The sequence below is a fragment of the [Actinomadura] parvosata subsp. kistnae genome (genome assembly GCF_900323885.1).
In the GTDB taxonomy this organism is placed as follows: Bacteria; Actinomycetota; Actinomycetes; order Streptosporangiales; family Streptosporangiaceae; genus Nonomuraea; species Nonomuraea composti.
On the sequence record NZ_OOHJ01000036.1, the window covers coordinates 1 to 19,189 of the forward strand.

Annotated in this window: 20 protein-coding genes; 14 read left to right on the forward strand and 6 right to left on the reverse strand. The window is 73.2% G+C overall.

From position 1 onward, the window contains the following. Window positions 1-82: 82 nt before the first annotated feature. Window positions 83-1,165, reverse strand: coding sequence for a Dot/Icm T4SS effector Zinc-dependent metalloprotease LegP (legP, locus tag KIS93_RS62250; protein WP_155127974.1), 1,083 nt, complete (start codon window positions 1,163-1,165; stop codon window positions 83-85). A gap of 307 nt (window positions 1,166-1,472) precedes the next feature. On the opposite strand from legP, the gene KIS93_RS62255 reads away from it, so the two are divergent. After that, window positions 1,473-2,084 (forward strand): SAM-dependent methyltransferase, encoded by a 612-nt coding sequence (locus KIS93_RS62255; RefSeq protein WP_080046929.1) that lies wholly within the window; start codon window positions 1,473-1,475, stop codon window positions 2,082-2,084. 18 nt (window positions 2,085-2,102) lie between these two features. Here KIS93_RS62255 and KIS93_RS62260 read toward each other — a convergent pair whose 3' ends face one another. Next, window positions 2,103-3,032, reverse strand: coding sequence for a D-alanyl-D-alanine carboxypeptidase family protein (locus KIS93_RS62260; RefSeq protein WP_155127977.1), 930 nt, complete (start codon window positions 3,030-3,032; stop codon window positions 2,103-2,105). Between the two features lie 110 nt (window positions 3,033-3,142). Here KIS93_RS62260 and KIS93_RS62265 point away from each other — a divergent pair, with 110 nt between their 5' ends. The 8 genes from KIS93_RS62265 (at window position 3,143) to ptsP (ending at window position 9,740) form a co-directional block, all read left to right on the forward strand. Further along, window positions 3,143-3,904 carry a DeoR/GlpR family DNA-binding transcription regulator gene (locus KIS93_RS62265; protein WP_080040376.1) on the forward strand — a complete coding sequence of 254 codons (762 nt, stop codon included), beginning with the start codon at window positions 3,143-3,145 and terminating at the stop codon, window positions 3,902-3,904. Further along, a complete protein-coding gene (gene pfkB / locus KIS93_RS62270) occupies window positions 3,901-4,869 on the forward strand; it encodes a 1-phosphofructokinase (protein WP_080040377.1) in 969 nt (322 codons plus the stop codon). The genes KIS93_RS62265 and pfkB overlap by 4 nt, the downstream gene beginning before the upstream one ends. A gap of 64 nt (window positions 4,870-4,933) precedes the next feature. Then, window positions 4,934-6,034 (forward strand): mannitol-specific PTS transporter subunit IIC, encoded by a 1,101-nt coding sequence (gene mtlA / locus KIS93_RS62275; RefSeq protein WP_080040378.1) that lies wholly within the window; start codon window positions 4,934-4,936, stop codon window positions 6,032-6,034. A 3-nt stretch (window positions 6,035-6,037) separates the two neighbouring features. Beyond that, window positions 6,038-6,346, forward strand: coding sequence for a PTS sugar transporter subunit IIBC family protein (locus KIS93_RS62280; protein WP_080040379.1), 309 nt, complete (start codon window positions 6,038-6,040; stop codon window positions 6,344-6,346). Further along, window positions 6,339-6,767 (forward strand): PTS mannitol transporter subunit IIA, encoded by a 429-nt coding sequence (locus tag KIS93_RS62285; protein WP_080040380.1) that lies wholly within the window; start codon window positions 6,339-6,341, stop codon window positions 6,765-6,767. Before KIS93_RS62280 ends, KIS93_RS62285 begins: the two co-directional genes overlap by 8 nt. Beyond that, window positions 6,764-7,768: a zinc-dependent dehydrogenase gene (locus KIS93_RS62290; protein WP_080040381.1), complete on the forward strand. Its 1,005-nt coding sequence runs from the start codon at window positions 6,764-6,766 to the stop codon at window positions 7,766-7,768. The genes KIS93_RS62285 and KIS93_RS62290 overlap by 4 nt, the downstream gene beginning before the upstream one ends. A 12-nt stretch (window positions 7,769-7,780) precedes the next feature. Further along, window positions 7,781-8,062 (forward strand): HPr family phosphocarrier protein, encoded by a 282-nt coding sequence (locus KIS93_RS62295; protein ID WP_080040382.1) that lies wholly within the window; start codon window positions 7,781-7,783, stop codon window positions 8,060-8,062. A gap of 91 nt (window positions 8,063-8,153) precedes the next feature. Next, the gene (gene ptsP, locus KIS93_RS62300) at window positions 8,154-9,740 is read left to right on the forward strand and encodes a phosphoenolpyruvate--protein phosphotransferase (protein WP_230466327.1); all 1,587 of its coding nucleotides are present in this window, start codon (window positions 8,154-8,156) and stop codon (window positions 9,738-9,740) included. 24 nt (window positions 9,741-9,764) lie between these two features. Here ptsP and KIS93_RS62305 read toward each other — a convergent pair whose 3' ends face one another. Together KIS93_RS62305 and KIS93_RS62310 are read right to left on the reverse strand one after the other, a co-directional pair. Further along, window positions 9,765-12,254, reverse strand: a complete 2,490-nt coding sequence (locus KIS93_RS62305) for an ATP-dependent Clp protease ATP-binding subunit (protein ID WP_080040384.1) — start codon at window positions 12,252-12,254, stop codon at window positions 9,765-9,767. A gap of 84 nt (window positions 12,255-12,338) precedes the next feature. Beyond that, complete coding sequence (locus KIS93_RS62310) at window positions 12,339-12,980, reverse strand: SDR family oxidoreductase (protein WP_080040385.1); 642 nt, start codon at window positions 12,978-12,980, stop codon at window positions 12,339-12,341. 23 nt (window positions 12,981-13,003) lie between these two features. Here KIS93_RS62310 and KIS93_RS62315 point away from each other — a divergent pair, with 23 nt between their 5' ends. After that, window positions 13,004-13,696, forward strand: a complete 693-nt coding sequence (locus tag KIS93_RS62315; RefSeq protein ID WP_080040386.1) for an HAD family hydrolase — start codon at window positions 13,004-13,006, stop codon at window positions 13,694-13,696. 101 nt (window positions 13,697-13,797) lie between these two features. Beyond that, on the forward strand, window positions 13,798-15,222 hold the full coding sequence (gene gndA / locus KIS93_RS62320) for an NADP-dependent phosphogluconate dehydrogenase (RefSeq protein WP_080040387.1): 1,425 nt from the start codon (window positions 13,798-13,800) through the stop codon (window positions 15,220-15,222). A 31-nt stretch (window positions 15,223-15,253) separates the two neighbouring features. Here gndA and KIS93_RS62325 read toward each other — a convergent pair whose 3' ends face one another. Both KIS93_RS62325 and KIS93_RS62330 read right to left on the reverse strand, forming a co-directional pair. Then, window positions 15,254-16,018 carry an acyl-CoA thioesterase domain-containing protein gene (locus tag KIS93_RS62325; RefSeq protein WP_230466328.1) on the reverse strand — a complete coding sequence of 255 codons (765 nt, stop codon included), beginning with the start codon at window positions 16,016-16,018 and terminating at the stop codon, window positions 15,254-15,256. 106 nt (window positions 16,019-16,124) lie between these two features. Continuing rightward, the gene (locus tag KIS93_RS62330) at window positions 16,125-17,063 is read right to left on the reverse strand and encodes a helix-turn-helix transcriptional regulator (protein ID WP_080040388.1); all 939 of its coding nucleotides are present in this window, start codon (window positions 17,061-17,063) and stop codon (window positions 16,125-16,127) included. A gap of 50 nt (window positions 17,064-17,113) precedes the next feature. On the opposite strand from KIS93_RS62330, the gene KIS93_RS62335 reads away from it, so the two are divergent. The 3 genes from KIS93_RS62335 to KIS93_RS62345 are packed head-to-tail and all read left to right on the forward strand — an operon-like array spanning window position 17,114 to window position 19,052. Beyond that, on the forward strand, window positions 17,114-18,208 hold the full coding sequence (locus tag KIS93_RS62335) for an epoxide hydrolase family protein (protein ID WP_155127980.1): 1,095 nt from the start codon (window positions 17,114-17,116) through the stop codon (window positions 18,206-18,208). Window positions 18,209-18,262: 54 nt separating this feature from the next. Next, window positions 18,263-18,694, forward strand: coding sequence for a type II toxin-antitoxin system PemK/MazF family toxin (locus KIS93_RS62340; RefSeq protein WP_080040390.1), 432 nt, complete (start codon window positions 18,263-18,265; stop codon window positions 18,692-18,694). Window positions 18,695-18,731: 37 nt separating this feature from the next. Next, the gene (locus tag KIS93_RS62345) at window positions 18,732-19,052 is read left to right on the forward strand and encodes a hypothetical protein (protein ID WP_080040391.1); all 321 of its coding nucleotides are present in this window, start codon (window positions 18,732-18,734) and stop codon (window positions 19,050-19,052) included. The last annotated feature ends 137 nt before the right edge of the window (window positions 19,053-19,189 follow it).

Sequence of the window (19,189 nt, forward strand, 5' to 3'; positions counted from 1 at the left end):
CCCGCGTCGATGGCGTCGGCCCATTCGGTCGTCCCTGCCTGATCGGTGGGGATCACGGAACGTCCTCCTCTCTCAAGTGCCCTCAGGTGGCGCTGAGGCTCCAGCCGAGCACGTCGTAACGCGCCTCGATCTCGATCTGCCCCGATGTCAGGTTGGTGATCGCCAGGAAGTACTTGAGCAGCCCGCCGGACTGCCGGGTGACCTGGACGTTCCACGAGACCTGCGCGGGGCCGTCGACGACCGGGGCCGTGGGGGCGACGGTCCAGATGACGTACCACTGCGCGGGCCAGCTGTGGGTGAACCACCGGCTGGTCGCGAACGCCTCGATCTTGGCGGAGAACTGCGTGCCGGAGAAGCGGGCCGTCGGCTCGAGGTTGCTGTACATGGTGCGCACGGCCCGGCAGTCGCCCGGGCTCAGCCCCTGCCGCTGCCCGATCTCGACGTTCTGCAGCGGCACGATCGTGTCCTGGCCGTTGCTGGAGAACGCCCAGCGCGGGTAGTGCATGATCGAGTGGTAGTCGTAGGAGCCGACGTCGTCGCCGTCGGTGATGTGCTGGTTGAAGTTGTGCGCCTGGGCTTGCAGGATGTTCTGCCAGTTGATGCGGACGAACTGGTCGCGGTCCTCGCGGCTCTGCTCGTGCCACAGGCCCGTCGCGTGCCCGATCTCGTGGATGGTGGAGCCGGTGTCGCAGCCGCCCTCGAGGGTGATGTTCTGCTGCCCGGTGGTCCGGCCGACCGCGGAGCTGCAGCCGGTGCCCGGCCGGAACATCACGAAGTCGGGGAACTGCGCCTGGTTGGCGGCGGTCCGGCGGACGAACCGGATCCGGGTATTGCGCTCCCAGTGCGCGATGGCGTCGGTGACCCGGCCCTGGTTCGGCAGGGCGGGGTCGATGTCGTACGGCACCGTGCCGTTCGGCCAGCGGAACTGCGTGCCGGGGATGATGACCCCCGCCTGCTCCTCGGCCACCGCGGCGTTCTCCACGTCGCCCGGGCCGATCAGGGCGAGCTCGATGTCCCCCTCGAAGAGCGGGCGCCCGTCGACCATCGTGTACTGGACGGCTTTCGGCCCTTTCGTGGCCAGCCGCACCAGCCCCGTCTCGACCGTCGGACCGACATGGAATTGACCGAACCCCATCGTTTGCTGTGCGCCATTGTTTTCTGGCATGCGGCCTCCTTGTGATGGCGCGGTGCACGTGCGACGCGAAAAGAGACCAGGCCGTTCCGGAATGGCCGCGCGGAATGCCCGGGACCGTTGCCTCAATTTCCCCGCCGCAGCTCTGACCTGCTCCGCCATGATGTACCCGGGCTGATAGGCGGTCAAGGGGCCGCGTGCCGTCCCCATAATGATTTTTCCCGGACGAGCGGCGAGAATGATCGCCGCCCCCCGCATACGGCATATTGAGCGGTGGGCGGAATGTTCATGATGCCGGAATACTTGCTCTTTTCCCCGATCTTCGCGAGGATCGGTGATCATGACGCGACAGGATTGGATGCAGTGGCACGACGCCTACGACGAGCCGGGCTCCTCACTGAAGGATCGCCTCGACGTCGTCCGCGCGTGGGTGGGCAGGGCGCTCGACGAGGGCGCGTCGCGCGTGGTCAGCATGTGCGCCGGGCAAGGGCGCGACCTGCTGCCGGTGCTCGCCGCGCACCCCAGGCGCGGCCAGGTGCGGGCCCGGCTGGTCGAACTGGACGAGCGCATCGCCGCCACCGCCCGGGCCGCCGCCCCCGAGGGGGTCGAGGTGGTGTGCGGGGACGCGTCCGTCACCGACGCGTACGCGGGCGCCGTCCCGGCGGACCTGGTGCTGGCCTGCGGCATCTTCGGGAACATCACCGACGACGACATCCGCCGCACGGCCGCCACCCTGCCGCGGCTCTGCGCTCCTGGCGCGATGGTGATCTGGACCAGGGGCCGGCACGCGCCCGACCTGGTGCCGGCGATCTGCGGGTGGTTCGAGGAGTGCGGGTTCGAGCGGGTGGCCGTCGAGGGCGAGGGCACGAAGTACGGGATCGGCGTGCACCGCTACGCCGGGCCGCCGGTGGCGCTGGAGCCCGGCACGCGGATGTTCACTTTCGTCCGTTAGCCGCCGCGGTGGTCGCGGTCAGCGGGTGACGGTGCGGTACAGGTCGCGGGTGAGCGTGGTGGTGCGCTTGACCGAGGAGCTCCACGTGCCGCCCGCCGGGTGTGCCGTGAGCACCGCCATGATGTAGCGGTCGCCCTGACCCACGAGGCCGGTCGTGTGCAGGACGGGGCGGCCGTAGTCGGGGACGCCCGAGCCGGTGGCGTGCTGGGCGATCCACGAGATGGGAGCCCCGATCGCCTTGGCGTCGCTCGTGTAGGAGAACACCGCCGGGCTCGTGTTGCGGGACGCGGCCGTCGCCGTTCTGGCGTCGCACCTGACCGGCGGCGTCGTGCCGAAGCCCGACCAGCCCTGCTTGACCGCCCACGGCCGGGGCACGCCGTCGGGGATGCCGAAGGTCTGGTCGAAGCCGTCGGTGCCGCACGGCGTGGAGCGGCGCAGGTGGCCGAGGATGGTGTCGCGGACCCGGGGCTCGGCCCGGTCGAGCAGGTAGCGGTAGGTGCGCACGATGTCGTACGCGCTCAGCGAGGTGTAGCCCCAGAACCCGGGCTTGGAGGCGGGCGGCGGCGCCGTGTCGGACAGGCCGAGCCGGCGGGCCTGCCGCACGATGATCTGCCCCTTGCCGAGGCGGTCCCAGAAGGCGGAGGCGGCGTCGTCGTCGCTGGAGCGCAGCATGACCTTCAGCAGCCTGGCGTCGGCGGCGGGCACGCTCGTGCGCCCCTCCAGGTAGTCGATCGCGATGAGGATCTTGACGACGGAGGCGGAGCGGTACTTCCGGTGCGCGTTGCGGGTGGCGACGATCTTGCCGGCCTGCCGGTCGAAGACCACCCAGGCCGCGGTCGTGCCGGCGGGGACCCGAGGGGGCGCGTCGGCACGGGTGGCGGCGTGGGTGGCGGCGTGGGCGGGGGCCGCCAGGGCGGCCACGGCGATGGGGACGACGGCCAGGGGCATGATTCGCACCCGCTATAACTACCAGATTTCGCCGGCCCACCCTTGACCAACCAACGAAAACGGGTATAAACACAGAAGAAACCAACCCGAAACGGCGGTGAACCAACATCATGTACGCCGAGGAGCGGCAGCAGGAGATCCTGCGGAGAGCGCGGGCCTCGGGCCGCGTCGACGTGGTGACGCTGGCCGCCGAGCTCGACGTGACCACCGAGACGATTCGCCGCGACCTGACGGCGCTGGAGCGGGCGGGCGTGCTGCGCCGCGTGCACGGGGGCGCGATCCCTGTGGAGCGGCTGGGGTTCGAGCCCGCGCTGGCCACCCGCGACGAGGTCATGACGGCCGAGAAGGAGCGCATCGCGAAGGCGGCGCTGGCCGAGCTGCCCGAGGACGGGTCCGTGATCATCGACGCGGGCACCACGACGGGCCGCCTGGTGCAGGTGCTGCCCGCCGACCGGGAGCTGACCGTCGTGGTCAACTCCCCGCCGCTGGCCACCGTGCTGGCCGCCCGCCCCAACCTGCACGTGATCATGCTGGGCGGCCGGGTGCGCGGCAAGACCCTCGCCACGGTCGACGACTGGGCGCTGCGCCCGCTGGCCTACCTCAACGTGGACGTGGCGTTCATGGCCACCAACGGCTGCTCGGCGACGCGCGGCCTGACCACGCCCGACCCGGCCGAGGCGGCGATCAAGCGGGCCATGGTCAAGGCGGCGCAGCGCAGCGTGCTGCTGGCCGACCACACGAAGTTCGGCGACACGTACCTGTCCACGTTCGCCGAGCTGAGCGAGATCGACGTGGTGATCACCGACACCGGGCTGGACGCGTCGCTGGCCGCCGACCTGGCGGCGGCCGGGCCGGAGGTGATCAGGGCGTGATCCTCACCCTGACGCTCAACCCGAGCCTCGACCGCACGATCGAGATCGCCTCCCTCGATCGGGGCGCGGTGATCCGCGCCGCCGCCGCGCACCTCGACCCCGGCGGCAAGGGCGTGAACGTCTCGCGCGCCCTGCTGGCCAACGCCGTCACCAGCCGCGCCGTGGTCCCGTACGGCGGCGACGAGGGCAGGCAGCTCATCCGCCTGCTGGCCGCCGAGGGCCTCGACATGGTCACCGTCCCGGTGACGGGCCGCACCCGCTCGAACGTCACGCTCGCCGAGCCCGACGGCACCATCACCAAGATCAACGAGCCGGGCACCGCGCTGTCGCCCGCCGAGCTCGACACGGTCGCCGAGGCCGTGCTGGCCGCCGCCCACTCCGGCGGGCACGAGGCCGACTGGGTGGTGGCGTCGGGGAGCCTGCCGCCCGAGGTGCCCTCCGACGTGTACGCGCGGCTGTGCCGCAGGTTCGCCGGCGCGGGCATCCACGTGGCCGTCGACACCAGCGGCCCCGCGCTGTCCTGCGCGCTCGGCGCCGCGCCCGCCCTGGTCAAGCCGAACCTGGAGGAGCTGTCGGCGGCGACCGGCATGCCGATCCGCTGCCTGGGCGACGTGGCCGGGGCGGCGGCCAAGCTGCGGGCGGCCGGGGCGCGTACCGTGCTGGCCAGCCTCGGCGCCGACGGCGCGGTGCTCGTCGAGGACGGCGGCAGCTGGTACGGCGAGGCGGCCGTGACCGAGCCGCGCAGCTCCGTCGGCGCGGGCGACGCCATGCTGGCCGGCTTCCTCGCCGCGGGCGGCCACGGCCCGGAAGCCCTCCGGCAGGCGCTGGCCTGGGGCGCCGCCGCCGTCCGCCTGCCCGGCAGCCGCATGCCGGGGCCGGGCGACATCGACCTCGACGCCGTCACCGTCGGCCTGCCCGACCCCGAACGCCCGCTCTCGACCGCCCTGCCCGCCCCCCTCACCTGACCCTCCCGACCCCGGCGTTTCCCCACAGAAAGCGGCTGCTCGACCCCCCAGAAGGAGCACGTCCATGGCCGACACCTACACCCCTCCGGTCACCGGGACCGGAGTCAAGGCCACCATCCAGCGCATCGGCGGCCATCTGGCCGGCATGATCATGCCGAACATCGGCGCGTTCATCGCCTGGGGCCTGATCACCGCCCTGTTCATCCCGACCGGCTGGCTGCCCAACGAGTCGCTGGCGAAGATGGTCGGCCCGATCATCGGCACCCTGCTCCCGGTCCTCATCGCCTACACCGGCGGCCGGATGGTGCACGGGCAGCGCGGGGCGGTCGTCGGCGCGGTGGCGGTGATGGGCGTCGTGGTGGGCACCGAGTCCCCGATGTTCCTCGGCGCCATGATCATCGGCCCGCTCACCGCCCTGATCCTGAAATATGTGGACAGGTTCACGGAGGAGCGGACCAAGGCCGGGTTCGAGATGCTGGTGGACAACTTCTCCGCAGGCATCGTGGGCGGCGCGATGGCCGTCGTCGGCTTCTACGGCATCGGCCCGATCGTCCAGGCCGTCACCACCGCCGCCGGCAACGCCGTCGAATGGCTGATCACCAACAACCTGCTGCCGATCGCCTCCGTGCTGATCGAGCCGGCCAAGGTGCTGTTCCTCAACAACGCCATCAACCACGGCGTGCTGAGCCCGCTCGGCGTGGCCGAGGCCGCCGAGTCGGGCAAGTCGATCCTGTTCATGCTGGAGTCGAACCCGGGTCCGGGCCTCGGCCTGCTCCTGGCGTTCCTGCTGTTCGGCCCGCGCGCCATGCGGCCGAGCACGCCCGCCGCGATGATCATCCACTTCTTCGGCGGCATCCACGAGATCTACTTCCCGTACGTCCTCATGAAGCCCCGCCTCATCCTGGCCGTGATCGCGGGCGGCGCCGCCGGCGTGTTCACGTTCATGGTCACCGGCGCCGGGCTGGTCGCCACGCCCTCGCCCGGCAGCATCTTCGCCTACCTCGCGGTCACCCCGAAGGGCGGCTGGCTCGGCTCCAGCCTGGGGATCCTCGTGGCGACCGGCGTGAGCTTCGCCGTCGCCGCCGTCCTGCTGGGCTTCGGCAGGGGCGAGAAGGCCGAAGCGGCCGAGACGGAACCCATCGCTGAAACCACCAAGGAGAGCTGAGCCATGGCAGGCATCGACAGCAAGGACATCCGTAAGGTCATCGTGGCCTGCGACGCGGGCATGGGCAGCAGCGTCATGCTCGCCTCCACGCTCAAGAAGCAGCTCAAGGGCACCGGCGTGACCGTCGAGCACACCCCGGTCAACTCCATCCCGGACGACGCCGACGTGATCCTCTGCCACGCGGGCCTGGCCGCACGTGCGAAGGCGGCCGCTCCGGGGAAGGTACTGGTGTCGTTCCAGATCTTCCTCGGCGACCCGGCGGTGACCCGGCTGGTGAACACCATCAAGAACGGCGGCACGGTCGATGCGTGACGACCTGCTCGACCCGCGCGCCGTGCTGCTGCACGAGAGCGCCCCCGACCGCGAGGCGGCCGTGCGCCGCTGCGGCCGGGCGCTGGCCGACGTGGGCGCGGTCGCCGAGCCGTACGTCGAGGCGATGCTGGAGCGCGAGCGCTCCCTGTCCACGTACGTCGGCGAGGGCGTCGCCATCCCGCACGGCACGAACGCCTCCAAGGGGGACGTCCTGCGCGACGCCATCTGCGTGGTCCGCTTCCCCGGCGGAGTCGACTGGGACGGCGAGCACGTCACGCTGTGCGTCGGCATCGCCGCCAAAGACAACGGTCACGTGCCGCTGCTCGCGGCGCTGGCCGAGATCCTGCTCGACCCCGACCGGGCGCGGGCACTGCGCGAGGCCACCGAGGTCTCTGACGTGATCAAGGAGTTGACGGCATGAAGGTCGCGCGTTTCCACGCGCCCGGCGACATCAGGATCGAGGACGCCCCCGAGCCGGTCGCCGGCCCCGGCGAGCTGAAGATCCGCGTACGCAACTGCTCCACCTGCGGCACCGACGCGAAGATCTACAAGTTCGGCCACCACCACATCGTGCCGCCGCGCGTGATGGGCCACGAGATCGCCGGCGAGGTGGTCGACACGGGCGCCCGGGTGCAGGTGATCGCCGCCATCCCGTGCGGCACCTGCCCCGACTGCCTGGCCGGCCGCCGCACGGTGTGCCCGAACCAGGAGTCGATGGGCTACCACTACGACGGCGGGTTCGCCGAATACATGATCATCCCGGCGAAGGTGCTGGCCGTGGACGGCGTCAACGCCATCCCCGACGGCGTCGGCTTCGCGGAGGCGTCGGTGGCCGAGCCGCTGGCGTGCGTGCTCAACGGCCAGACGCTGGCCCGCGTCGGCCCCGGCGACGACGTCGTCGTGATGGGCGCCGGCCCGATCGGCTGCCTGCACGTCCGGCTGGCGCGGGCGCGCGGCGCCAACAGGGTCTTCCTCGTGGACGTCAACGCCGAACGCCTCGCGATGGCCGCCGAGCTCGTCCGTCCCGACGCGGCCATCGACGCCGACCCCGTCGAGCAGGTGCTGAAGCTGACCGGCGGCCGCGGCGCCGACGTGGTGATCACGGCGGCGGCGTCGGGCGCGGCACAGGAGCAGGCGGTGCGCATGGCCGCCCGCCAGGGGCGCGTCAGCTTCTTCGGCGGGCTGCCCAAGGACGATCCGATCATCTCGCTCGACTCGAACCTCGTGCACTACCGGGAGCTGACCATCGTCGGCGCGAACGGCTCCAGCCCCGCCCACAACGCCGAGGCGCTGCGGCTGGTGGCCGAGGGCGCCGTACCGGTGTCGGACCTCATCACCCACCGGCTGCCGCTGCCGCGCGTGCTGGACGGGATCGACCTGGTCAGCCGGGGCGCGGCCATCAAGGTCACCATCGAACCCTAGGAGGAGGGCGTCATGGCGCAGCGAACGGTGGTCGTGGCCTCGGCCAGCGGCCTGCACGCGCGGCCGGCGAAGCTGTTCGTGCAGGCGGCGGTGAAGGCGGGGGTGCCGGTGACGATCCGGGCCGGGGAGAAGGCGGTGCCGGCCAAGAGCATGCTCGGGGTGCTGTCGCTCGGCGTCGTCCAGGGCACGGAGGTCACGCTGGAGGCGGACGGGCCGGGGGCGGAGGAGGCGCTGGACACGCTGGCCGCGCTGCTGTCCCGCGACCTGGACGCGGAAGAGGCCCTCGATGCCTGACCGCAGCCGGGGGGAAAGGCCACCGACGCCTGACCGCGGCCCGAGGCCCCCGGCGTCTGACGGCGGACCCTGGGAGGGGGCCGCCGGGCGGTTGAGCGGGCTCGGGGTCAGCCAGGGGCGGGCGGCCGGGCCGATGATCCGGCTGGCCGACCCGCCCGAGCTGCCCGCCCCGCGCCCCGTCGCCGACCCGGGCGCCGAGGCGGCCACCGTGGCGAAGGCGCTGGAGGCGGTGGCCGCCGAGCTGAACCGGCGGGCGCTGGCGGCCGGCGGCGAGGCGGCCGAGATCCTGGAGGCCCTCGCCATGATCGCCGAGGACCCGATGCTGCTGGAGGAGGCCGAGCGGCTCACCGGCGACGGCCACGACGCCGCCCACGCCCTCGACGCCGCCTTCGCCAAGCACCGCGAGGCCCTGGCCGCGCTCGGCGGCTACCTGGGCGAGCGGGCCGCCGACCTCGACGACCTCAGGCACCGCGCGATCGCCGCCGCGCTCGGCCTCCCCATGCCGGGCCTGCCCTCCCCCGGCCATCCGTACGTGCTGGTCGCCACCGACCTCTCCCCCGCCGACACGGCCGGTCTCGGCCCCGACGTGCTGGCCCTGGTCACCGAGCACGGCGGCCCCACCAGCCACACGGCGATCCTGGCCAGAGGCAGAGGGCTGCCCGCCGTCGTGGCCTGCGCGGGCATCATGGACCTGGCCGACGGCACGGTGATCGGCGTGGACGGCGGCACCGGCGAGATCGCGATCGGCCTCACCGAGAGTGAGACGGCCGAGGTCGGCCAGGTGGAGGACGCCCGCAGGGCCCGCCTCAGGACGAGCCGCGGCCCGGGCCGGACCGCCGACGGGCACCCGGTGCGGCTGCTGCTCAACATCGGCTCGGCCGCCGACCTGGAGCGGGACGCGGCGCAGGCCGACGCCGAGGGGGTGGGGCTGTTCAGGACCGAGTTCCTGTTCCTCGACCGCAAGCAGGCGCCGTCGTTCGAGGAGCAGGTCGCGGCGTACGCCGACGTGTTCTCCGGCACTGAGCACGTGGTGGTGCGCACGCTCGACGCCGGCACCGACAAGCCGCTGCCCTTCCTCGGCCTGCCGCAGGAGCAGAACCCGGCGCTGGGCGTGCGCGGCCTGCGCGTGGACCGGCTGCTGCCCGGCGTCCTCGACACCCAGCTCGACGCGATCGCCGAGGCGGCCCGCCGCACCGGCGCCGAGCCGTGGGTGATGGCCCCCATGGTCACCACCGTCGGCGAGGCGAGCGACTTCGCCCGGCGCGCCCGCGCCAGGGGCATCGGGCGGGTGGGCGTGATGGTGGAGGTGCCGGCGGCGGCCCTGCGCGCGGGCCGGCTGCTGCAGGAGGTCGACTTCCTCAGCATCGGCACGAACGACCTGGCCCAGTACACCTTCGCCGCCGACCGCCAGCACTCCGCCCTCGCCGACCTCCTGGACCCGCGCCAGCCCGCCCTGCTGGAGCTGATCGCGCTGTGCGCGGAGGCGGGCCGGCGGGCGGGCAAGCCGGTCGGGGTGTGCGGCGAGGCGGCGGGCGACCCGCTGCTCGCGCCGCTGCTGGTGGGGCTGGGCGTGACGAGCCTGTCCATGGCGCCGGTGTGCGTGCCGGCGGTCAGGGAGGCGCTCGCGGGCCTCACGCTGGACGAGTGCCGCGACCGCGCCCAGGCCGCCCTCGACTGACGACGGCGGCGCGCAGCGGGCGGGTCAGGTGGCGGGTTCGGGGTTGTGGGCGCGCAGGCGGAGCCGGTCGTCCTCCACGTCCACCGTCACCTTCCCGTGCTCGGCCACCTCCCCGGTGAGCAGCATCGTGGACAGCCGGTTGTCCAGCTCCCGCTGCACCGTCCGCCGCAGCGGCCGGGCGCCGAACTCGGGCTGGTAGCCGCGCCCGGCCAGCCAGTCCTTGGCCGCGTCGGTGACCTCCAGCGTCACGTCCTGGCCGCGCAGCCGCTGCCGGGTGCGCTCCAGGAGCAGGTCGACGATCTGGCGGAGCTGGTCGCGTTCGAGCCGCTTGAAGACGATCGTCTCGTCGATGCGGTTGAGCAGCTCGGGCCGCAGGGAGCGCCGCAGCAGGTCCATGACCTGCCGCTCGATGTCGCCGGTGGCCTCCAGGATGAGCTGGGCGCCGATGTTGCTGGTCATGATGACGATGGTGTTGGTGAAGTCGACGGTGCGGCCCTGCCCGTCGGTGAGGCGGCCGTCGTCGAGCATCTGCAGCAGGATGTTCATGACGTCGGGGTGGGCCTTCTCGATCTCGTCGAGCAGGATCACGCCGTGGGGGCGGCGCCGCACGGCCTCGGTGAGCTGCCCGGCCTCCTCGTAGCCGACGTATCCGGGCGGCGCGCCGATGAGCCGGGAGACGGTGTGCCGCTCCTGGAACTCGCTCATGTCGATGCGCACCATGTGGTCCTCGCCGCCGAACAGCGCCGCCGCGAGGGCTCTGGCCAGCTCGGTCTTGCCGACCCCGGTGGGCCCGAGGAACAGGAAGCTGCCGATCGGGCGGTTCGGGTCGGACAGGCCGGCCCGGGCGCGGCGGACGGCCTCCGCGATGGCGGTGACGGCCTCGCCCTGGCCGATGACGCGCTCGTGCAGGTGCTCCTCCAGCCGCATGAGGCGGTCGCGCTCCTGCTCGGTGAGCTGGGTGACGGGGATGCCGGTGCGCCGGGAGACGACCTCGGCGATGTCCTCCACCATCACCTGGGGTGCCTCGTCGGTGCCGTGCCTGGCCCGCTCCAGCTCGGGGCGGAGCTTGTCGATCTGGGTGGTCAGCTCCTTGGCGCGGTCGAAGTCGTCGCGGGAGACGGCCTGGTCCTTGTCGCGGCGCAGCGCGTCGAGGCGTTCCTCCAGCTCCCGTACGTCGCTGCCGGGCGTGCGGGAGCGCAGCCGGACCCGGGCCGATGCCTGGTCGACGAGGTCGATGGCCTTGTCGGGCAGGAACCGGTCGGAGATGTAGCGGTCCGACAGGGCGGCCGCGGCGTGCAGCGCCTCGTCGGTGATGCGGACCTGGTGGTGCGCCTCGTACGCGTCGCGCAGCCCGGCCAGGATCTCGACCGTCTGCTCGACGGTGGGCTCGGGGACGAGGATCGGCTGGAAGCGGCGTTCGAGTGCGGCGTCCTTCTCGATGTTCTTGCGGTACTCGTCGATGGTGGTGGCGGCCACGACGTGCAGCTCGCCGCGGGCGAGGGCGGGCTTGAGGATGTTGGCGGCGTCCATGCCGCCCTCGGCGGAGCCGGCGCCGACCAGGGTGTGGACCTCGTCGATGAAGACGACGATCTCGTCGGCGTGCGCCCGCACCTCGTCGATGACCTTCTTGATGCGTTCCTCGAACTCACCCCGGTACTTGGAGCCGGCGACCATGCCGGTCAGGTCGAGCGCGACGACGCGGCGGTCCTTGAGCGTGTCGGGGACGCTGCCGTTCACGATGCGCTGGGCGATGCCCTCGACGATCGCGGTCTTGCCGACGCCGGGCTCGCCGATCAGGCACGGGTTGTTCTTGGTGCGCCGCGACAGCACCTCGATGCACTGCTCGATCTCGTCCTCGCGGCCCACGACCGGGTCGATGCGGCCCTGCCGGGCCTCCTCGGTGAGGTCGCGGCCGTACTCGTCGAGCGAGGGGGTGTCGGTGGCGCGGCGGCCGTCGCCGCTCCCGACGGGTCCGGACATCAGGGCCTGTTGCAGCTCGTTCGCCGAGACGCCCTGCTCGCGCAGGAGGCGGGCGGCGGTGGAGTCGGGGTTGGCGGCCAGCGCGAGCAGCAGGTGCTCGGGGCCGATGTACGACGACTGGAGGGCCCGCGAGATGCGCTGGGCGTCGAGGATGGCCCGTTTGGTGGCCGGGGACAGCGTGGCCGGCGGCTCCGTGGCCTCGCCGGGCCCGGCGGTGGCGTCGATGCGGTCGCGCAGCCGCCCCGTGTCCACGCCCGCGGCGCGCAGCAGCGCCTGCCCGGTGCCGGTGTCGATCAGCGCGTCGAGCAGGTCGAGCACGTCGAGGTCGGCGGCGCCGCGCTGCCCGGCGCCCTCGACGGCCCGGCTCAGCACCTCCCTCGCCTCGGCGCTGAGCAGCTTGCCGACGTCGACCCGCTGGATGCCGGGCCGGGACGGCGGCCAGCCCTCCATCCCGCCGAACACCCGGCCGGTGAGCTCCTCGAACCCGCGGAACGGGTCCCCGCCGAAGAACGATCTGAACGGCATGTCCGACATAACGTGTCCCCCTCGTGCTCAGGGGACATCTAGCCGCCGCCACCGCCCATCATTGCCAGCAATCGGCAAAGCCTTGCGCGGGCCTCACTCCGTCGCGACGAGGTCGATGATCGGCGTGTCGCCGGAGACGAGCTCCAGCGTGCGCCGCGCCGTTCCGGGGTTCTCCAGCAGCGCCATGATGACGGCGGCCACGTCGTCGCGCGGCACCGCGCCCGGCGGCACCTCGGGGGCCAGCCGCACCAGCCCGGTGCCGGGCTCGTCGGTCAGGCGGCCCGGCCGCAGGATCGTCCAGGCCAGGTCGCGGGCGCGCAGGTCCTCCTCGGCCTCGGTCTTGGCCCTGATGTAGGCGGCCCACACCTCGTCGCGGCCGGGCGCGGGCGGCTTGCCGGCCCCCATCGAGGAGATCTGGATGAAGCGCCGCACGCCGGCCCGCTCGGCCGCGTCGGCGAGCAGCACGGACGCGCCCCGGTCGACGGTGTCCTTGCGTGCCGCGCCGCTGCCGGGGCCCGCGCCGGCGGCGAAGACGACCGCGTCGGCGCCCTCGACGATCCGGGTGACCTCCTCGACGCTCGCCCGCTCCAGGTCGCACAGCACGGCCTCGGCCCCGGTCGCCTCGACGTCGGCGACGTGCGCCGGATTGCGTACGATGCCGACCGCCCCCGACTTGAGCCGGGCGGCCAGCCGCAGCGCGATCTTGCCGTGTCCCCCCGCGATGATGATCCGCATGGGAGTCATGGTGTCATGGACGCATGCACGACTTCCCGGAGGCACCCACGCCCGCGTTCCTGTTCGACCTCGACGGCACCCTGATCGACAGCGTCTACCAGCACGTGGTGGCCTGGCGGCAGGCACTGTCCGGGATGGGCATCGACCTGTCGGTGTGGCGCATCCACCGCCGCATCGGCATGAGCGGCGGGCTGTTCGTCAGCGCGCTGCTGCGCGAGACCGGGCTCAAGCTGACCCGGGAGCAGATCGACGAGCTGCAGACCCACCATGCCGACGCCTACGAGCAGCAGGTCCACTCGGTCAAGCCGCTGCCCGGCGCGACGGAGCTGCTGGGCGAGCTGACCGCGCGCGGCGTCCCGTGGGCGATCTGCACCAGCGGGTACGCCCGCACCGCCCGCCTCGCGCTCGGCATGCTGGACCTGCCGGAGGACACCCCGATGGTGACGCGTGACCTGGTGCGGCGGGCCAAGCCCGACCCCGACCTGTTCCTCGCCGGAGCGGCGCTGGTGCGGGTGGACCCGGCGCACGCCATGGTGGTGGGCGACAGCGTGTGGGACCTGCTGGCCGCCCGCCGGGCCGGCGCGCTCGGCATCGGGCTGCTGTCCGGCGGGTATGGCAGGGACGAGCTGGAGCGGGCGGGCGCGTTCCGCGTGTACGCCGACCCGGCGGACATGCTGGACCGCCTCGACGAGCTCGGCGTCCGCCAGAGCGACTGATCAGGACGACTGAGCAGGGCGACTGAGCAGGGTCACCGTCACGGGAATATCCCCGCGAACCCCCGAGCTGGATCATGCGTATTCCCCGAAGAGGAGCTGAGATGGACTTGGCAGACATCGGCGTCACCGGTCTGGCGACCATGGGGCGCAACCTGGCCAGGAACCTGGCCAGGCACGGCTACGCGGTGGCCGTGCACAACCGCTCGCACGGCCGTACCGAGCAGCTGGTGAAGGAGTTCGGCGGCGAGGGCACGTTCATCCCGTCGGAGGACCTCGCCGCGTTCGTGGCGTCGCTGAAGCGGCCGCGGCGCGCGATCATCATGGTGAAGGCGGGCGCCGGCACCGACGCGGTGATCGACCAGCTCGCCGACCTGATGGAGCCCGGCGACATGATCGTCGATGGCGGCAACGCGCACTTCGAGGACACGCGGCGGCGCGAGGCGGCGCTGCGCGAGCGCGGCCTGCACTTCGTCGGCACCGGCATCTCCGGCGGCGAGGAGGGCGCGCTGAACGGCCCGAGCATCATGCCGGGCGGCTCGAAGGAGTCGTGGGAGGCGCTGGGCCCGATCCTCCAGGACATCGCGGCCAAGGTCGACGGCGTGCCGTGCTCGGTGCACGTGGGCCCCGACGGCGCCGGGCACTTCGTGAAGATGGTGCACAACGGCATCGAGTACTCCGACATGCAGCTCATCGCGGAGTCGTACGACCTGCTGCGGCAGGCTCTGGGCGCGACGCCGGCGGAGCTGGCCGAGGTGTTCAGGGAGTGGAACCGCGGCGAGCTCGACTCCTACCTGATCGAGATCACCGCCGAGGTGCTCGACCAGGTGGACGCCGAGACGGGCAAGCCGTTCGTGGACCTCGTGGTGGACCAGGCGGAGCAGAAGGGCACCGGCCGCTGGACCGTGCAGAGCGCCCTCGACCTGGGCGTGCCGGTGACGGGCATCGCGGAGGCCACGTTCGCGCGGGCGCTGTCGGGCCACCCGGAGCAGCGGGCCGCGGCGCGCTCGCTGGCCGGCCCCGACCTGTCCGGGGTCGGCGGGCGCGAGCTGATCGAGGACGTGCGGCAGGCCCTGTACGCCTCCAAGATCGTCGCCTACGCGCAGGGCTTCGACCAGATGGCGGCGGCCTCAAAGGAGTACGGCTGGGACCTCGACCTGGGCGCCATGGCCACGATCTGGCGGGGCGGGTGCATCATCAGGGCCAAGTTCCTCGACCGGATCAGGGCGGCCTACGACGCGAACCCGAACCTGCCGACGCTGCTGGCCGACCCGACGTTCGCGGGCGCGCTGGAGGCGGCGCAGGAGTCGTGGCGGCGCGTGGTGACGACGGCGGTGCAGATCGGCGTGCCGACGCCCGGCTTCTCCTCGGCCCTGGCCTACTACGACGGGCTGCGCCGCGACCGCCTCCCGGCGGCGCTGGTGCAGGGACTGCGCGACTTCTTCGGCGCGCACACCTACCGGCGGGTGGACAAGGAGGGCACCTTCCACACCGACTGGTCCGGCGACCGTACGGAGCGGCCGGCGTAGCCCCCGTCCGTCAGCAGGTCCGCCTGAAGAGTCAGCGCCCGCCGATCACCGGGTTGGCGAGCGCGGTGACCACGCAGAAGCCGAGCGGGCCGGCGGTGTCGTGCATGGTCACCTGGCCGGTCGCGACGCCGTCGGCGCTCACGTGCCCGGTGGCCTCGACCCCGATCAGGTCGCTCTCGGGGAGCCTGGCCAGCGTCAGCGTGTAGTCGGCGTTGATGAAGCGCAGGCCGCCGGGCTGGGTGTTGGCGAGCGGGCTGGCGAAGTCGGCGGCCAGCGCGGCGCGGACGAACGGGGTCAGCGGCTCGTCGTCCACCAGCGGGTGCTTCTCGCGCATCCAGGCGCGCCCCGGCGCGGCGAAGGGCGTCACCCACCACAGGTCGAACGGCGGGCGCCAGCCGTCGCCCTCGACCGGCGGCGCGGCGGGCGGCGCCTCGTCCCAGGCGGGCGTGACGAGCGAGCGCTCACCGTCGGGCTGCTCGCTCTCGCGCAGCAGCACCGCGCTCGCGCGCGCGATCACGCCCTGCTCGGTGGAGAGCACGGCGTCGGCCACCCGGATCCGGCGGCCGTTCCTGACCAGCGTGGTCTCGACGGTGACGGGCAGCATCGGGCTGTTGCGGAACAGGTCGACGGTCAGGCGGGCGAAGCGCAGGCCGGGCTCGGCGTGGTGCTCTTCGAGGCTGCGGGCGGCCAGCCCGCCGAGCAGGCGGCCGTGGAGCATGTCGGGGGACCAGGGGCCTCGGGCGTGCGGAGCGGGGACGAGCTCGTCCCGCTTGCGCGTGAAGAACGCTGACGTCACAGAACGATATTCTAGTCAGAGATCGGCGCTCCCGTCAGCGGCCGGCAGTCCGGGCAGCGGCCGGCAATTCGGACAGCGGCCGGCTCTTCAGACGGTGATCGGCCTTTTAGACGGCGCTCAGGCGGCTGCCGAGCGCGCGCAGCCGTTCCTTCAGCTCGACCGGCTCCAGCACCTCGAAGTCCACGTCGAGGAAGGCCACGACGACGGCCATCGTGTGCGGGTCGTCGCCGCGCAGGGTCAGCAGGCACCGCTCGCCGTCCAGCGGCTCGACGGTGCCGGAGACCCGGCCCGCCACCCGCTCGGCGGGCGCGTGCAGCAGGAAGCGGGCCTCGACCGGCCACATCTCGTGCGCCAGCCGGCGCTGCACCCACGCGGCCACGTCGGGCTCGGGCGGCTCGCGCGGCGCGAAGCGGGGGCCGTTGGGGGTGCGCAGGCGCATCCGGTCGGCGCGGAAGGTGCGCCAGTCGCGGCGGTCGGTGTCCCACGCGACGAGGTACCAGCGGTTGCCCTTGCTGACCAGCCCGTACGGCTCCGCGCTGCGGCAGGCGGCCACGCCGTCGTGACCGGTGTAGTCGAAGCGCAGCTGCTCGCGGTCGCGGCAGGCGGCGGCGACGCGGGTCAGCACCTCGGCGTCCACCGTGGGGCCCTCCCGGTTGATCCGCACCGTGTGGGTCTGCAGCGTGTTGACCCGGTGGCGAAGGCGGGCCGGCAGCACCTGCTCCAGCTTGGCCAGCGCGCGCAGCGAGGTCTCCTCGATGCCGGTCACGGTGCCGTTCGCCGCCGTCCGCAGCCCCACCGCGACCGCCACGGCCTCCTCGTCGTCGAGCAGCAGCGGCGGCAGGTCGGCGCCCGCGGCCAGGCGGTAGCCGCCCGCCACGCCCGGCGCCGAGTGCACCGGGTAGCCGAGGGCGCGCAGCCGCTCCACATCGCGCCGCACCGTCCTCGGGGCCACGCCCAGCCGCTCCGCCAGGTCGGCGCTCGACCAGTCGCGCCGGGTCTGCAGGAGGGACAGCAGGCGCAGGAGTCGCGCGGACGTGTGCAGCACGCGTCCATTGTGGCCCGTAACTGGCCGCGATGCCGCCTACCGTGCTCCGCATGAACCCCTTCGTCATCGACATTCCCCAGGACCGGCTCGACGACCTGCGCGAGCGCCTGGAGCGCACCATCTGGCCCCATGCGATCGAGGACAGCGCCTGGTCGTACGGGGTGCCGCCGCGGGCGGTGCGCGAGCTGGCCGCGTACTGGCTCGACGGCTACTCCTGGCGCGCCCACGAGGCGCGGCTGAACGCGCTGCCGCAGTACACGACCGAGATCGACGGGCAGCCCGTGCACTTCGCGCACGTCCGCTCGGCCCGCCCCGGCGCGCTGCCGCTGCTGCTCACGCACGGCTGGCCCAGCACGTTCGCCGACTTCGCGCGGGTGGCCGGGCCGCTCAGCGCGGACTTCCACCTCATCATCCCGTCCATCCCCGGCTTCGCCTTCTCCGGGCCCACCCGCACCCCCGGCTGGGGCGTGCGGCGGGTGGCCGCCGCGTGGATCACGCTGATGGACCGGCTCGGGTACGACCGGTTCGGCGTGCAGGGCGGCGACTTCGGCTCGCTCATCTCGGCCGCCGTCGCCAGGGCCGCCCCCGGCCGGGTCGCCGGGGTGCACCTGAACGCCTCGGTGACCGCGTTCCCCACCGACGACCTGTCCGGGCTGACGGAGGAGGAGCGGGCGCGCGCCGCCGGCGTCGCCGAGTGGCAGGAGCACTCCGGATACGCCGTCATCCAGGGCACCCGGCCGCAGACCCTCGCCTACGCCCTCACCGACTCCCCCGCCGGGCTGCTCGCCTGGAACCTCGACGCGTTCGCCTCCTGGGGCCAGGACGACGGCGGGCTCTCCCCCGACGACATCCTCACCAACGTGGCCATCTACTGGTTCACCGGCACCGCGGGCACCGCCGGCCGCCTCTACAAGGAGAGCGCCCCCGACTGGGCGCCGCCCGCCGCACCCGACCCGACGCCCACCGGGATCGCCGTCTTCCCCGGCGACACCACCGTGCGGCGCTACGCCGAGCAGGTGCACAACGTGGTGCACTGGTCGGAGCCGCCGCGCGGCGGCCACTACGCCGCGCTCCAGGCGCCCGACCTGTTCGCCGCGGACGTGCGGACGTTCTTCACCGGGCCGGGCCTGACGGGCCGGGCCTGACGCGCTTTCCTGTCCGGCTTTCCTGCCGGGCGGCGGGTCCGTATGCTCCGGTGGATGCGCGATCTAGGAGAGGACCCCCGGCCGGTCCGGGGAGCGGTACGCGAGATCCACTCACTGCGGGAGGCCGTCACCCTGGCCTACTCCCCCGACCTCGACGGCCTGGCCGACCCCGGGGAGATCGTCTGGGCGTGGGTCCCGTACGAGGAGGACCCGTCCCGGGGCAAGGACCGGCCGCTGCTGGTCGTGGGCCGCACGGGCCGCCGGCTGCTCGCCATGATGCTCTCCAGCAAGGGCGACGACGGGCCCGACTGGCTGGAACTCGGCGCGTGGGGCCGCGACGGGCGGGTGTCGTACCTGCGGCTGGACCGGGTGTTCGTGCTGGACGAGGACGACATCAGGCGCGAGGGCGCGGTGCTCGACGGCGACCGGTTCGCCCGGGTCGCGGCCCGGCTCATGAAGACGCACGGCTGGGGTGCGGACCGGTGAGGCTCACGCCGCAGGACGCACGGGCGGGGGCGGACCGGTGAGGCTCACGCCGCGGGCGCGCTCGTTCGTGGCCGGGCTGCTGGTGGCCAACAGCGCTCCACACCTGGCCACCGCCGTCACCGGGCACCGCCACCTGACGCCACTGGCCGGGCGCGGCTCCGGACCGGCGGTCAACCTGCTGTGGGGCGCGGCCAACCTGGCCGGCGGGCTGGCGCTGCTGCGCTCGGCGGCCCGGGCCGAGCGGCCCGGCGACACGTGGGACTCCCGGCTGGTCGCCTTCGAGAGCGGCTGCGTGACGTTCGCCGCGTGGATGGCGCTCACGGAACGGTTCTTCCCGATGAACCACGGCGAGTCTTGACCGGGACGGCTCTTCCCCGCGCCTCGCGGCGGGTCGTGAGAGGTCCCCGCCGGTGATCCGGGTGCCGGAGGCGTTCGCGCAGGCGACGGTCGAGCGGGAGGGCCAGGCCGGCGCGGACTGGGTGGCCGCGCTGCCCG

Bases quoted from the DNA above. Each gene is read 5' to 3' on its own strand.
- KIS93_RS62260 (WP_155127977.1), bottom strand. From the start codon at position 3,032: ATGCCCCTGGCCGTCGTCCCCATCGCCGTGGCCGCCCTGGCGGCCCCC.
- KIS93_RS62335 (WP_155127980.1), top strand. From the start codon at position 17,114: ATGAACCCCTTCGTCATCGACATTCCCCAGGACCGGCTCGACGACCTG.
- KIS93_RS62280 (WP_080040379.1), top strand. From the start codon at position 6,038: ATGGCAGGCATCGACAGCAAGGACATCCGTAAGGTCATCGTGGCCTGC.
- KIS93_RS62305 (WP_080040384.1), bottom strand. From the start codon at position 12,254: ATGTCGGACATGCCGTTCAGATCGTTCTTCGGCGGGGACCCGTTCCGC.
- legP (WP_155127974.1), bottom strand. From the start codon at position 1,165: ATGCCAGAAAACAATGGCGCACAGCAAACGATGGGGTTCGGTCAATTC.
- KIS93_RS62310 (WP_080040385.1), bottom strand. From the start codon at position 12,980: ATGCGGATCATCATCGCGGGGGGACACGGCAAGATCGCGCTGCGGCTG.
- gndA (WP_080040387.1), top strand. From the start codon at position 13,798: ATGGACTTGGCAGACATCGGCGTCACCGGTCTGGCGACCATGGGGCGC.
- KIS93_RS62340 (WP_080040390.1), top strand. From the start codon at position 18,263: ATGCGCGATCTAGGAGAGGACCCCCGGCCGGTCCGGGGAGCGGTACGC.
- KIS93_RS62285 (WP_080040380.1), top strand. From the start codon at position 6,339: ATGCGTGACGACCTGCTCGACCCGCGCGCCGTGCTGCTGCACGAGAGC.
- KIS93_RS62255 (WP_080046929.1), top strand. From the start codon at position 1,473: ATGACGCGACAGGATTGGATGCAGTGGCACGACGCCTACGACGAGCCG.
- KIS93_RS62295 (WP_080040382.1), top strand. From the start codon at position 7,781: ATGGCGCAGCGAACGGTGGTCGTGGCCTCGGCCAGCGGCCTGCACGCG.
- KIS93_RS62290 (WP_080040381.1), top strand. From the start codon at position 6,764: ATGAAGGTCGCGCGTTTCCACGCGCCCGGCGACATCAGGATCGAGGAC.
- KIS93_RS62265 (WP_080040376.1), top strand. From the start codon at position 3,143: ATGTACGCCGAGGAGCGGCAGCAGGAGATCCTGCGGAGAGCGCGGGCC.
- KIS93_RS62315 (WP_080040386.1), top strand. From the start codon at position 13,004: ATGCACGACTTCCCGGAGGCACCCACGCCCGCGTTCCTGTTCGACCTC.
- mtlA (WP_080040378.1), top strand. From the start codon at position 4,934: ATGGCCGACACCTACACCCCTCCGGTCACCGGGACCGGAGTCAAGGCC.